At 71.9% G+C, this 12,743-nt stretch carries 11 protein-coding genes and 1 tRNA gene; 9 read left to right on the top strand and 3 right to left on the bottom strand.

Annotation, left to right across the window (positions count from 1 at the left end; genetic code table 11):
• Positions 1-79 precede the first annotated feature (79 nt).
• The gene (locus VFW24_13580; protein HEX5267795.1) at positions 80-463 is read left to right on the top strand and encodes an STAS domain-containing protein; all 384 of its coding nucleotides are present in this window, start codon (positions 80-82) and stop codon (positions 461-463) included.
• Between the two features lie 17 nt (positions 464-480).
• Positions 481-921, top strand: a complete 441-nt coding sequence (locus VFW24_13575; GenBank protein ID HEX5267794.1) for an ATP-binding protein — start codon at positions 481-483, stop codon at positions 919-921.
• Here the strand turns inward: VFW24_13575 and VFW24_13570 are convergent.
• Together VFW24_13570 and VFW24_13565 are read right to left on the bottom strand one after the other, a co-directional pair.
• Entirely contained in the window at positions 918-1,580 is a 663-nt protein-coding gene (locus tag VFW24_13570; protein ID HEX5267793.1) for a TrkA family potassium uptake protein, read from the bottom strand. The two genes, VFW24_13575 and VFW24_13570, sit on opposite strands and share 4 nt — an antisense overlap.
• Before the next feature lie 13 nt (positions 1,581-1,593).
• The gene (locus tag VFW24_13565; GenBank protein ID HEX5267792.1) at positions 1,594-2,247 is read right to left on the bottom strand and encodes a TrkA family potassium uptake protein; all 654 of its coding nucleotides are present in this window, start codon (positions 2,245-2,247) and stop codon (positions 1,594-1,596) included.
• A gap of 71 nt (positions 2,248-2,318) precedes the next feature.
• On the opposite strand from VFW24_13565, the gene VFW24_13560 reads away from it, so the two are divergent.
• From VFW24_13560 to VFW24_13530, 7 genes are all read left to right on the top strand, one after another.
• Positions 2,319-4,664, top strand: coding sequence for an amino acid permease (locus VFW24_13560; protein ID HEX5267791.1), 2,346 nt, complete (start codon positions 2,319-2,321; stop codon positions 4,662-4,664).
• 54 nt (positions 4,665-4,718) lie between these two features.
• Positions 4,719-5,459 carry a metal-dependent transcriptional regulator gene (locus VFW24_13555; GenBank protein HEX5267790.1) on the top strand — a complete coding sequence of 247 codons (741 nt, stop codon included), beginning with the start codon at positions 4,719-4,721 and terminating at the stop codon, positions 5,457-5,459.
• Positions 5,460-5,464: 5 nt separating this feature from the next.
• Complete coding sequence (locus VFW24_13550; GenBank protein ID HEX5267789.1) at positions 5,465-7,777, top strand: sodium-translocating pyrophosphatase; 2,313 nt, start codon at positions 5,465-5,467, stop codon at positions 7,775-7,777.
• A gap of 240 nt (positions 7,778-8,017) precedes the next feature.
• A complete protein-coding gene (gene topA, locus VFW24_13545) occupies positions 8,018-10,753 on the top strand; it encodes a type I DNA topoisomerase (protein HEX5267788.1) in 2,736 nt (911 codons plus the stop codon).
• Between the two features lies 1 nt (position 10,754).
• On the top strand, positions 10,755-11,363 hold the full coding sequence (gene tmk / locus VFW24_13540; protein HEX5267787.1) for a dTMP kinase: 609 nt from the start codon (positions 10,755-10,757) through the stop codon (positions 11,361-11,363).
• 11 nt (positions 11,364-11,374) lie between these two features.
• The gene (locus VFW24_13535; protein ID HEX5267786.1) at positions 11,375-12,325 is read left to right on the top strand and encodes a hypothetical protein; all 951 of its coding nucleotides are present in this window, start codon (positions 11,375-11,377) and stop codon (positions 12,323-12,325) included.
• Between the two features lie 24 nt (positions 12,326-12,349).
• Positions 12,350-12,425 (top strand) — tRNA-Thr (locus VFW24_13530).
• 69 nt (positions 12,426-12,494) lie between these two features.
• Here the strand turns inward: VFW24_13530 and VFW24_13525 are convergent.
• Positions 12,495-12,743 (bottom strand): hypothetical protein (locus VFW24_13525; GenBank protein HEX5267785.1); only part of this gene is annotated, 249 nt, incomplete at its 5' end.

The following is a 12,743-nucleotide window of genomic DNA, read 5'->3' as shown; positions in this document are numbered from 1 at the left end:
GAGCTGGCCGTGTTGGGAACAGACCCGCAGGACCTCTTCGAGGTCCGTCATGTGCTGAACCTAACCGGCAGGGGGTAGCGTGACCGACCGGACGACCGCCGAAGGAGTGGGGATGGACCTGGGACTCGACGTCACCGAACGGAACGGCCACGCCGTGCTGTCGGTCAACGGTGAGGTCGACGTGTACACCGCCCCGCGGCTCCGAGAGCGGCTGGTCGAGCTGGTCAGCCAGGGCCACCACCACGTCGTGGTGGACCTGGAGGGCGTCGACTTCCTCGACTCCACCGGGCTCGGCGTGCTGGTCGGCGGGCTCAAGCGGCTGCGCAGCCACGACGGGGACCTGACCCTGGTCTGCACCCAGCGCCGGATCCTCAAGGTGTTCGAGATCACCGGGCTCACCAAGGTCTTCGAGATCTTCGACGACGTGGACTCGGCCACCAAGAACGCCCCCTCCGCGTCCTGACCCCGAAGGCGGGACCGGTGACGATCAGCCCGGGCGTCCTCGACTTCGTCGAGCGAACCGGCGGGGTCCACGTCGACCTCCCCTCCGACTCCAACGGCCTTGGAGTGGCGCGCATGCTCGTGCACACGCTGGCCCAGCGGCGCGACCTCGACGACGAGCGCACCGAGGACCTGGTGCTGGCTGCGTCCGAAGCGGTGACCGAGGCGATGGAGCACGGGGAGACGGTCGTGCTGCGCTGGCACGAGGCCCCGGACCGGTGTGTGGTGGCGGTGATCTCCGAGGGGGAGGCCGCATTCCTGGCCCCGCCCGCCGACATCCCCACCGACCCCGGCCGGGCCGCCGTCGAGGGTGAGCTGCGCCTGCCTCTCATCCGCGCCCTGGTCGACGAGGTGGGAGTGGAGGGCAGCTCCCTGACCCTCACAATCAAATGCGACCCGTGGGAGGAGCGGGACGGCTAAGGAGCGATGAGCAGGGTGCGCACCTCGTCGACCGACCGCGGTGTGACCAGGGCCAGCACCTCGTCGCCGGCCACGAGCACCGTGTCACCCCGCGGCACCACCACGTGGCCGCTCCTGATCACCGCCACCACCGTGGCGTCGCGGGGCATGCTCAGGTCGGCGATGCTCCGCCCGTCGGCCGGCGAGTCGTCGGCCAGGGTCACCTCGACCAGGTTGGCCTCGCCCTGCTCGAGCTGCAGCAGACGGACGAGCGACCCGACGCTGACCGCCTCCTCGACCACTCCGGTCAGGAGATGGGGTGTCGACACCGCCACGTCCACTCCCCAAGCCTCGTTGAACAGCCAGTGGTTCTTGGGGTGGTTCACCCGGGCCACCACGCGGGGCACGGCGAACTCCTGCTTGGCCAGGAGCGACACCACCAGGTTGTCCTCGTCGTCCCCGGTCGCGGCCACGACCACGTCGGCCTCGCCCACCTCGGCGCGCTGCAGGTTGCTCACCTCGCACGCGTCGGCGGCCAGGATCTTCACGGGCAGGGTCTGGGACAGGCGCCGGGCCAGCTCGTAGTCCTTCTCCATCAGCGTGACGTCGTGGCCGCCGGCCTGCAGGTCGGTGGAGATGAACGTGCCGACGTTGCCGGCCCCGACGATGACGACCTTCACCCGGCCCGGTCCCTCACAGCTCGGGGGCCTTCAGGCGGCGCTCGAGCTCGTCGAGCGCCGGACGCTGCACGGCGATGTGGAGGATGTCCCCCTCCTGGCCGATCTCGTCGGTGGCCAGGCGGGCCTGCTCGGCGCGGATGATCCCGACCACCTGGATCTCCCCGGGCACGTCGAGCTTCTTGATCTTCCGCCCCGCCCACCCCGGTGGGAGGGCCCGCTCGACCAGGCACAGCTCCCCGGCCGGGCTGGACCACTCCACCTCGGCGCGCTCGGGGAACAGCCGGCGCAGCACCTGGTCGGTGGTCCAGGTGACCGTGGCGACCGTAGGGATCCCGAGGCGGCGGTAGATGGTGGCCCGGCGAGGGTCATAGATGCGGGCCACCACGCTCTCGACCTCGTAGGTCTCCCGGGCGATCCGCGCCGAGAGGATGTTGGAGTTGTCCCCGTTGGTCACCGCCGCCAGCGCCCCGGCCGTGCGGATGCCCGCCTCCTCCAACGTCTCGCGGTCGAAGCCGAAGCCGCTCAGGGTCTGGCCCCCCCAGCCCTCGGGGAGGCGCCGGAAGGCCGAGGAGCGCTTGTCGATGATCGCCACGGTGTGGCCGTCGGCCACCAGGGAGATCCCGAGGCCCGAGCCGACCCGCCCGCACCCGACGATCACCACGTGCACAGGTCCAATTGCTACTACAGGCGGTTGGCGGTGATTGCCATCCCGGGCGCCCCCGGTCGTACGCTTCGCTCGTGAGCGCGAAGGAAGTGCCGGCCCTCCCGGAGTCCGCGGGCTATCGCGTCAAACGGCTGCTCCTCGGCCCGCCCCTCGTCAGCGAGCGGTTGGCCTCCGAGCGCCTGGGCAAGCCCACTGCCCTGGCGGTGCTGTCCTCCGACGTCATGTCCTCCTCGGCCTACGCCACCGAGGAGATCCTGGTCGTGCTGTTCCCCTACATCGGGCTGGCCGCCTTCAGCATGCTCGTGCCGATCACCCTCGCCATCATCGGCGTGCTGGTGCTCGTCACCCTGCTCTACCGCCAGGTCGTGCAGGCCTATCCCAAAGCCGGAGGCGCCTACGTCGTCAGCCGGGAGAACCTCGGCCCGCTCGTGTCGCAGGTGGCGGCGGCGTCGCTCCTCGTCGACTACACGCTGACGGTTGCGGTCTCGGTGGCGGCGGGAACGGCGGCCATCACCTCGGCGGTCCCGGCGCTCAGCCGGGCCACCACGGCCATCGGGATCGGCTTCGTGCTGCTGCTGGCCTACGGGAACCTGCGGGGGATCAGGGAGGCGGGGCGCAGCTTCGCGGTGCCGACGTTCTTCTTCATCGCCAACATGGTCGTGCTGGCGGGGGTGGGGGCGGTGCGGGCGGCCCTCGGGCACCTGCACGAGCACACCGCCCAGCTGGCCGGAACCTTGCACCCCGGCCATCGCGGCTCGGGCCTGTTCCTCGGGGCGTCGCTGTTCATCGTCCTCAAGGCCTACGCCAGCGGCGGCTCGGCGCTCACCGGCACCGAGGCCATCTCCAACGGGGTGAGCGTCTTCCGGTCCCCGCAGTCCCGCAACGCCCGCCAGACGCTGGTCTGGATGGCCATCATCCTCGGGACCATGTTCCTCGTGGTCTCGGTGTTCGCCTCCCTGACCCACCCGGTCCCCTTCGAGTCGGGGACACCGACCGTGATCTCCCAGGTCGGCAAGTACGTCTACGGCAGCAGGGGGGCCGGCCCCTTCCTCTACTACATGCTGCAGACGGGGACCGCCGCCATCCTGATCCTGGCCGCCAACACCAGCTTCACCGGCTTCCCCTTCCTCGCCAGCTTCGCCGCCGAGGACTCCTTCCTGCCCCGCCAGCTGATGCGCCGGGGTCACCGCCTGGTCTTCTCCAACGGGATCATCGTGCTCACGGTCGTGGCGATGGGCCTGCTCCTGGTCACCAACTCCAACGTGAACTCGCTGATAGCCCTCTACGCCATAGGCGTGTTCACCGGATTCACCCTGTCGGGGGCGGGCATGGTCCGCCACCACTGGAAGGAGCGCGGGTCGCACTGGAGGCGAAAGCTGGGCATCTGCGCCGGCGCCGGGGTGCTGTCGGCCATCGTCGACCTCGTCTTCGTGGTCACCAAGTTCACCGAGGGGGCGTGGGTCGTCGTGGTCCTCCTGCCCCTCCTGGTGGCGGCGTTCAGCCGGCTCAACCGCCGGTACCGGCTGGAGGCGGCCGTGCTCGGGGAGGGCGTGGCCGCCCGGGCGGCCGAGGCCCCCACCCTGCGCCGCCACACCGTGCTGGTGCTCGTCGACCGGCTGGACCTGGCCACGGCCCGCGCCATCCAGTACGCCCGCACCCTCAACCCCGACGAGCTGCGCGCCGTGCACTTCGTGCTCGACACCGCCCACGCCGCCGATCTGTCGGAGCGCTGGTCGCGCCTCGGGCTGTCCCGGCTCACCCTGGAGCTGATCGAGTGTCAGGACCGCCGCCTCACCCGGGCCGCCCTCGAGCTGGCGGCCGAGGCCTCCGCCGACGGGGAGACCGAGGTCAGCGTGCTCCTGCCCCGCCGGGCCTACCGCGGGCCCCTGGCCCGGGTGCTGCACGACCAGACCGCCGACCGGATGGTGGAGGTCGTGGCCCAGCTTCCCCACGTGACCGCCACCATCGTGCCGTTCCCGGTCGACGTGGCCCTCGAGCGGATCCACCGCCGGCGGGCCCAGGCCGGGGCCGAGGCGGCGTCCCGGCCCGACCCGGCGCCCGCCGCCGGAAGGGAGCGGGCCCCCCGGGAGCGCCGGGAGGAGAGCCTCCTCTCGGGGCTGGACGTGGCGGGGACCATCCCGATAGCCGAGGTCCACCCCCGCCGCCCCGCCCGGGTGGCGGGCCGGATCCGGTCGGTGCGGGTGCAGCCCTTTGCGGGGGTGCCCAGCCTGGAGTGCACCCTCGAAGACCAGACGGGGCGCATCTTGATCACGTTCATGGGCCGCCGGCGGGTGCCGGGCATCGAGCCGGGGGCCCGTCTCCTGGCCGACGGGGTGGTCGGGACCCACCGGGGCCGGCCCGCCATCCTCAACCCCATCTACGAGATCCTGGCCCCCGCCGAGCCGGCCGAGGTGACCTGACCGGGAATTGCACGTTTCGAGGGTCGGAAACTAGGTTCACCGCCTCGAAAACCTATGGAACTGGTCCTGTCAAAGTCCGAGCGTGAGGCCCTGAAGGCCCTGTACCGCCTCACCAAGGCGGGGACCGACGCCCACACCGGGGCGCTGGCTGAGGCGCTGGGCATCAGCCCGGGCACGGCCACCACCACCGTGAAGCGCCTGGCCGACCGGGGCCTGGTCGACCACCGCCCCTACCGCGGCGTCGAGCTGACCGTCCTCGGGCGCCGGGCGGCGGTGGCCGCCATCCGTCGCCACCGCATCGTCGAGCGGTTCCTCTCGGACATGCTCGGCTACGCCTGGAACGAGGCCGACCGCTTTGCCGGGTCGTTCGAGCACGACCTGCCCCAGGAGGTCGAGGAGCGGCTGTACGTGGCCCTCGACCGGCCCGCCACCTGCCCGCACGGCTTCCCGATCCCGGAGGCCCAGGAGGCCGACATCGACGAGCTTCCCGTGCTGTATGCCCTCGAGCCGGGGGACGTGGCCACCGTGGCGGTGCCGGGCTCGACCGACCCCGAGGTCGTGGCCTTCCTCGACACCTTGGGCCTGCGTCCCGGCGTGCGGGTCGAGGTGCGCGAGAAGCACCCCTTCGACGGTCCGCTGGTGCTGCGCGTGGCCGGGGAGGACCGAACCGTGGGCGAGAAGCTGGCCCGCCAGCTGTTCGTGAGCAAGGAGTCCGTCGGCAAGGAGCCGGCCCCTTCGGGGCGGGCGGCGGCGCGCAAGAGGGAACGATCCGACAGAAGGGAGCACTCCGCATGATGTCCATGCTGGCCACGCAGGGCGGGTACCAGCCGTTCCTCCTCCGGAGCACAGAGAAGGAATGGCTGGTCTTTGCCCTGATCACGGGAGTCGTGGCCCTGCTCGCCGCCTTCGGCCTGATGCGCGGCGTGCTGGCCGAGGACACCGGCACGACGGCGATGCAGGAGATTGCCGCCGCCATCCAGGAGGGGGCCGAGGCCTTCCTCCGCCGGCAGTTCCGCACCATCGGCATCGTCGTGATCCCGCTGGCGGTGCTGGTGTTCATCACCGCCGTCAAGGTCGGCCAGCCGGGCCAGCCCCACCATCTGAGCTTCGTGGGGTCGGGGCTGGCGCGCGCCATAGCGTTCCTCGTCGGCGCCCTCTTCTCCGGGCTCACCGGCACCATCGGGATGAGCCTGGCGGTGCGCGGCAACGTGCGGACCGCCGCTGCCGCCCGGAACGGCACGCTGCCGCCCGCACTGCGCATCGCCTTCCGCACGGGCGGCATCACCGGCCTGTTCTGCGTGGGGCTGGGCCTGATCGGCGCGTCGGTGATCACCCTGATCTTCCAGAACTCGGTGACCAACGTCCTCGAGGGCTTCGGGTTCGGCGGCTCGCTGCTGGCCCTGTTCATGCGAGTCGGCGGGGGCATCTTCACCAAGGCGGCGGACGTCGGCGCCGACCTCGTCGGCAAGGTCGAGGTCGGCATCCCGGAGGACGATCCCCGCAACGCCGCGACCATCGCCGACAACGTGGGGGACAACGTCGGTGACTGCGCCGGCATGGCGGCGGACCTGTTCGAGTCCTACGCGGTGACGATCGTCGCCTCGCTGATCCTCGGCTACGCCGCCTTCAACGGCCCCGGCGGCCATTCGGCCCGGGGCCTGATCTTCCCCCTGATCGTGGCCGGCTTCGGGATCCTGGCCTCGATCATCGGCATCTACGCTGTGCGGGCCACGGAGCGCGATCGCAGCGCCATGTCCCCGATCAACCGCGCCTACCGGCTGTCCGGCTTCCTGACCCTCATAGCCGCCGCCCTGGTGGCCCACTTCTACGTGCACAGCTGGAAGGTGTTCTTCGCCGTGCTGGTCGGGGTGGTGCTGGGCCAGGTCGCCAGCGTGATCACCGAGTACTTCACGTCGACCGAGACCTCCCCGGTCAAAGAGATCGCCGCGTCGGCCCGGACGGGCCCGGCCACGACGGTGCTGTCGGGCATCGCGTCCGGGCTCGAGTCGTCGGTGTGGGCCATCGTGGCCATCGCCATCGCGCTGGCCGTGGCCATCGCCCTCGGCAACGGGAACATCGAGTTCACCCTCTACCTGGTGGCGCTCATCGGCATCGGGCTCCTGTCCACCGCCGGCATGGTGGTTTCCGAGGACAGCTTCGGGCCGGTGTCCGACAACGCCGCCGGAATCGCCGAGATGGCCGGCGAGTTCGAGGGGGAGCCCCAGCGGATCATGGTCAGCCTCGACGCCGTCGGCAACACGACCAAGGCCATCACCAAGGGGGTGGCCATCGCCTCGGCGGTGATCGCCACCGTGGCCCTGTTCGCCTCGTTCGTCGAGACCATCGCCAACGAGCCGCTGTCGGGCGTCACCGCCACCGGCAACGCCATCTTCAAGGACATCGGAACCCAGATCAACGTCGCCAACCCGACCACGTTCGTGGGGCTGCTCATCGGGGGCTCCATCGCCTTCCTCTTCTCCGGCCTGGCCATCCGGGCCGTGGGCCGCTCGGCCGGGACCGTGGTGCAGGAGGTGCGCCGGCAGTTCCGGGAGCACCCCGGGATCATGGACCGCACCGAGCGTCCCGAGTACGGGCGGGTCATCGCCATCTGCACCGCCGCCGCCCAGCGGGAGCTGGTGACCCCGGCCCTGCTCGCGATCCTCTCGCCCGTGATCGTCGGCTTCGGGATCAACTACTTCGCCCTCGGAGCCTTCCTGGCCGCGGCCATCCTCACCGGCCAGCTGATGGCGGTGTACCTGTCGAACGCCGGCGGGGCGTGGGACAACGCCAAGAAGTACATCGAGGACGGCCACGAGGGGGGCAAGGGCTCCGAGGCCCACAAGGCGGCGGTCATCGGTGACACCGTCGGAGACCCCTTCAAGGACACCGCCGGGCCCGCCCTCAACCCGCTGATCAAGGTGATGAACCTGGTGTCGCTCTTGATCCTCCCGGAGGTCATCAAGCTGCACACCCACGCCGCCGAGCGCTACACGGTGGCCGGCATTGCCCTGGCGGTCCTGCTCGGCTCCATCGCCTTCTCCAAGCGCTCGACCGAGTCCATCGGGGAGGCCGATCCCGCCCCCTCCGGGGACGCCGTAGGCGCCCGCGCCTGAGCGGGGAGGCGACCTAGGCCCGGGCCAGCCGCCGGGGGCGGGGTTGGCGGCGGCACCGGGCCTCTGTCGCTCCGCCCGCCGGGTGGCCGGTGGGCGTCCTTCCCGACTATCGGCACGGTCGGTGGTCAACTTGACCACTTTCCGTGTCCGGTTTCGAGGGGCCCGCCCCCCGCCGGGATGGTCGGGTACGACACAAACGTTTGACACCGGCCCGAGCCGCCGCGCACCCTGCTCATTCGAATGCCCAAGCCGCTTGTGATCGTTGAGAGCCCCGCCAAGGCCCGGACCATCGCCGGGTACCTGGGGCGCGACTACGTGGTCGAGTCGTCCATCGGCCACATCCGGGACCTGCCACGCAACGCCGCCGAGGTCCCCGCCGCCTACAAGGGCGAGGCGTGGGCCCGCCTCGGGGTGGACACCGAGAACGACTTCAAGCCCCTCTACGTGGTGGCCCGGGAGAAGAAGTCCCAGGTCGCCCGGCTGAAGTCGCTCCTCAAGGACGCCGACGAGCTGTTCCTCGCGACCGACGAGGACCGCGAGGGGGAGTCGATCGCCTGGCACCTGATCGAGGTGCTGGCCCCCCGGGTGCCGGTGCGCCGCATGGTCTTCCACGAGATCACCCCCACCGCCATCGAGCGGGCGGTCCGGGAGGGTCGGGAGCTGGACCGGCGCCTGGTCGACGCCCAAGAGGCGCGCCGGATCCTCGACCGCCTCTACGGCTACGAGGTCAGCCCGGTCCTGTGGAAGAAGGTCATGCCCCGGCTGTCGGCGGGGCGGGTGCAGAGCGTGGCCACCCGGATGCTGGTCGACCGGGAGCGGGCCCGGATGCGGTTCCGGTCGGCCGAGTGGTGGGACATCGAGGCCCTCTTCGAGGCCGAGGCCGGGGACCCCCGCACCTTCTCCGCCACGCTCTCGGCTCTCGACGGCCGGCGCCTGGCCCTCGGACGCGACTTCAGCCCGGAGGGCCGCCTGGAGGCGGCCGGGAACGGCGTCGCCGCCCCGGTGCTCCTCGGCGAGGCCGAGGCCCGTAACCTGGCCGAGCGGCTCCACGACACCTCCTTCCGGGTGGACTCGGTCGAGGAGAAGCCGTTCACCCGGCGCCCCTACGCGCCGTTCATCACCTCCACGCTGCAGCAGGAGGCGAGCCGCAAGCTGCGCTTCGGCTCGGCGCGCACCATGCAGGTGGCCCAACGGCTGTACGAGAACGGCTACATCACCTACATGCGCACCGACTCCACCACCCTCGCCGAGTCGGCGGTGGCGGCGGCACGGGAGCGCATCACCCGCATGTACGGGGACGAGTACCTGCCGGCCCAGCCCCGCCGCTACGAGAAGAAGGTGAAGAACGCCCAGGAGGCCCACGAGGCCATCCGGCCGGCGGGAGACGAGATGCGCACCCCCGACGAGCTGTCCGGGGAGCTGCACGGGGACGACCTCCGCCTGTACGACCTGGTGTGGAAGCGGACTATCGCGTCGCAGATGGCGGACGCCCGCGGCACCAGCGCCCAGGTGCGCATCACCGGCACGGCCGCGCCCGCCGCCTCCGCACCCGAGGCGTTGCGGCACGCGGTGGAGGCGACCTTCAGCGCCAGCGGCAAGGTCATCCTGTTCCCCGGATTCATGCGGGCCTACGTGGAGGGCGCCGACGATCCCGAGGCCGAGCTCGAAGACCGGGAGGTGCGCCTGCCCCCGCTCAGCGCCGGGGACGCGTTGGCCGTGGACGGGATGGATCCCCGCTCCCACGCCACCCAGCCGCCGGCCCGCTACACCGAGGCGTCTCTGGTCAAGGCACTGGAGGAGATGGGTGTGGGACGCCCGTCGACGTACGCGTCGATCATCTCCACCGTCCAGGACCGGGGCTACGTGTGGAAGAAGGGAACGGCGCTCGTGCCGTCCTTCGTCGCCTTCGCCGTGGTGGGGCTGCTCGAGTCCCACTTTCCCGAGCTGGTCGACTACGGGTTCACCGCCGCCATGGAGGACGACCTCGACGAGATCGCCGGCGGGTCCCAGGAGTCGGTGCCATGGCTGCGGCGCTTCTACTTTGGGAACGGGGCGCCCGGGCTCAAGACCGTCGTGTCGGAGCACCTCGATCGCATCGACGCGCGTGAGGTCAACTCCATCCCGATCGGGCCCGGCTCGGACGGCCAGGAGCTGGTCGTTCGCGTCGGCCGCTACGGGCCCTACGTCCAGCGGGGCGAGGACCGGGCGTCGATCCCCGAGGACCTGGCGCCCGACGAGCTGACCGTCGAGAAGGTCGAGGAGCTGCTCTCGGCGCCCAGCGGGGACCGGGACCTGGGCGAGGATCCCGCCACCGGCCTCCCGGTTGTCGCCAAGGCGGGGCGGTACGGCCCGTACGTGCAGCTGGGCCAGCCCGAGCCCGACTCGAAGGAGCGCCCGCCCACGGCGTCGCTGTTCAAGTCGATGTCGCTCGACAGCGTGACCCTCGAGGAGGCGCTGCGCCTCTTGTCGCTGCCCCGGGTCGTGGGGGTGGACCCCGCCGACGGGCAGGAGATCGTGGCCCTCAACGGGAGGTTCGGGCCCTACCTGAAGAAGGACTCCGACACGCGGTCGGTCGACGCCGAGGAGGCTCTCTTCACGGTGGGCCTGGACGAGGCGCTGGCGTTGTTTGCCCAGCCCAAGACCCGCCGGGGCGCCCGGTCGGCGGCCCCCCTCAAGGAGCTCGGCCCCGACCCCGCCACCGGGGCGCCGATGGTCGTCAAGAGCGGGCGGTTCGGGCCCTACGTCACCGACGGGGAGACCAACGCGTCGCTCCGCAAGGGTGACGACCCCGAGACGATCACGCCCGAGCGGGGGGCCGAGCTGCTGGCGGACCGGAGGGCGGCGGGCCCGGCCAAGCCCCGCCGGACGGTCAAGAAGGCCGGGGTCAAGAAGGCCGCCGGAGTCAAGAAGGCGGGGGCCAAGAAGGCGGGGGCCAAGAAGGCGGGAGCGAAGAAGTCCACGCCGGCGAAGGACTGAGATGGCCCGGGGCCGGCTCATCGCCTTCGAGGGCGGCGAGGGCTGCGGGAAGTCGACGCAGGCGGCGCGCTTCGCCGCCCGGACGGGCGCCCTGCTCACCCGGGAGCCGGGGGGCACGACCCTCGGTGAGGCCCTGCGCACCCTGGTGCTCGACCACGGAGAAGGCCCGGCCTTCGACGCCCGGGCCGAGACGCTCGTGATGCTGGCGGCGCGCGCCCAACACGTGGCGGAGGTGGTGGTCCCGGCCCTGGGCGCAGGCCGGCTCGTGGTCACCGACCGGTTCAGTCATTCGACTCTGGCCTACCAGGGCTACGGCCGGGGCCTGGACGTCGAGGAGCTCCGGGGCATGTGCACATGGGCGGCGCAGGGAATCTGGCCCGACGCCGTGGTGCTGCTCGAGGTGTCCCCGGAGGTGGCCGCGTCACGCCGGAGCCGGGAGGCGGACCGGCTCGAGAGCGCCGGGCGGGACTTCCACGACCGGGTCGCTGCCGGCTTCCGGGAGCTGGCCGCCGGTGATCCCGAGCGTTGGCTGGTGGCCGACGGCAGCGGGACGGTCGAGGACGTGGAGGTCCGGGTGACCGCCGGACTGGCGGACATGGGGATCCGGTGACGTCGGCGACGGTGAGCATCCCCCCGGTCCTCGGTGCGCTGACCGGACAGGACCGGGCGGTGGCGGCGCTGGCGGCGGCGGCGCGCTCGCCCGTGCACGCCTACCTGCTCCTCGGTCCACCGGGAGCGGGGAAGCGGGACATGGCCGTGGCCTTCGCCGCCGCCCTGGTGTGCCCGGACGGCGGATGCGGGACGTGCGAGACGTGTCGGCGGGTACGGGCCGGGCTGCACCCCGACGTCGTCGTCCGGGAGCGGACGGGAGCGTCGATCACCGTGGGGGAGGCCCGCGAGGTGGTGCGCCTGTCGGCCCGCACCCCGAGCGAGGCCGGGCGCAAGGTGCTGATCCTCACCGAGCTGCACCTGGTGGGGCCGGCCGCGCCCGCCCTCCTGAAGACGATCGAGGAGCCGGCCCCGGGCACGGTGTTCGTGGTCACCGCCGAGACCGTCTCGCCGGAGATGGTGACGATCGCCAGCCGGTGTGTGCGGGTCGACCTGGCGCCCCGGGCCGCCGACGAGCCCGAGGCCGAGGACTGGCGCCGGGCCTGGCGGAACGTGCCGCGGCGCCTGGATGGCACCGGGGCCACGGTGGCCCGGCTGGTGGCGGAGCTGCTCGAGGGATGCGAGGCCACCCTCGAGCCCCTGCGCCGGCGCCAGACCGAGGAGCTGGCGGCCGCCACCGCCCGCGCCAAGGAGTTCGGCGAGCGGGGAGCGGGCCTGCGCGACCTCGAGGAGCGCCACCGCCGCCAGCAGCGCCGGATCCGCACCGACGAGCTGCGCGCCGGCCTCGCCGCCCTCGCCGGCGAGTACCGCAACCGGATGGTCGCCGCCCGGTCGGAAGGGGACGGCCGGGCGGCCGCTGCCGCCGTTGCCGCCATCGACGAGGCCGGCCGGGAGCTCGTCCGCAACCCCAACGAGTCGCTGATGCTGCAGGCGCTCCTCGTCAAGCTGGGCCGGGCGGAATGAGGCCGTTGGTAGAGTGACCACTTCGCCCGAGTAGCTCAGCCGGCAGAGCAGCGCACTCGTAATGCGCAGGTCAGCGGTTCGATTCCGCTCTCGGGCTCCAGGTCCCACACCCCGTTTTTCCGGTCCGCGACTCCGACGGCATCCCGATCGGGCCGTTCTGGTTCAGGGCCTAGCCGACCGGCCCAGATGCGGTCGGGACCGGGATCCCAAGTTCGGCCAGGAGGGGCTTGGCGTACGCGATCCTTCCGGTCAGGGCGCGCGGGTCACCGGTGCACAGGGCGTAGGCGGCCTCGACGATGACCGCCGGGGGCTCCAGCCGGTCCTCCGGGACGTTGCGGTTGAGGCCGTGGTGGATCACCCCCGGAGTCGCCACCAGCCCGGATGGAGACAGGACGTTGACCGCTATCCCGTCGTCGTA

Source organism: Acidimicrobiales bacterium, assembly GCA_036273495.1.
Classification (GTDB): Bacteria; Actinomycetota; Acidimicrobiia; order Acidimicrobiales; family JAJPHE01; genus DASSEU01.
Note: the sequence above shows the minus strand (reverse complement) of the source record. Positions and strands in the feature narration are given on the sequence as shown.

Excerpts from the sequence above, each read along its gene's own strand:
- VFW24_13555 (HEX5267790.1), top strand. The coding sequence starts at position 4,719 with ATGGAACTGGTCCTGTCAAAGTCCGAGCGTGAGGCCCTGAAGGCCCTG.
- VFW24_13550 (HEX5267789.1), top strand. The coding sequence starts at position 5,465 with ATGCTGGCCACGCAGGGCGGGTACCAGCCGTTCCTCCTCCGGAGCACA.
- topA (HEX5267788.1), top strand. The coding sequence starts at position 8,018 with ATGCCCAAGCCGCTTGTGATCGTTGAGAGCCCCGCCAAGGCCCGGACC.
- tmk (HEX5267787.1), top strand. The coding sequence starts at position 10,755 with ATGGCCCGGGGCCGGCTCATCGCCTTCGAGGGCGGCGAGGGCTGCGGG.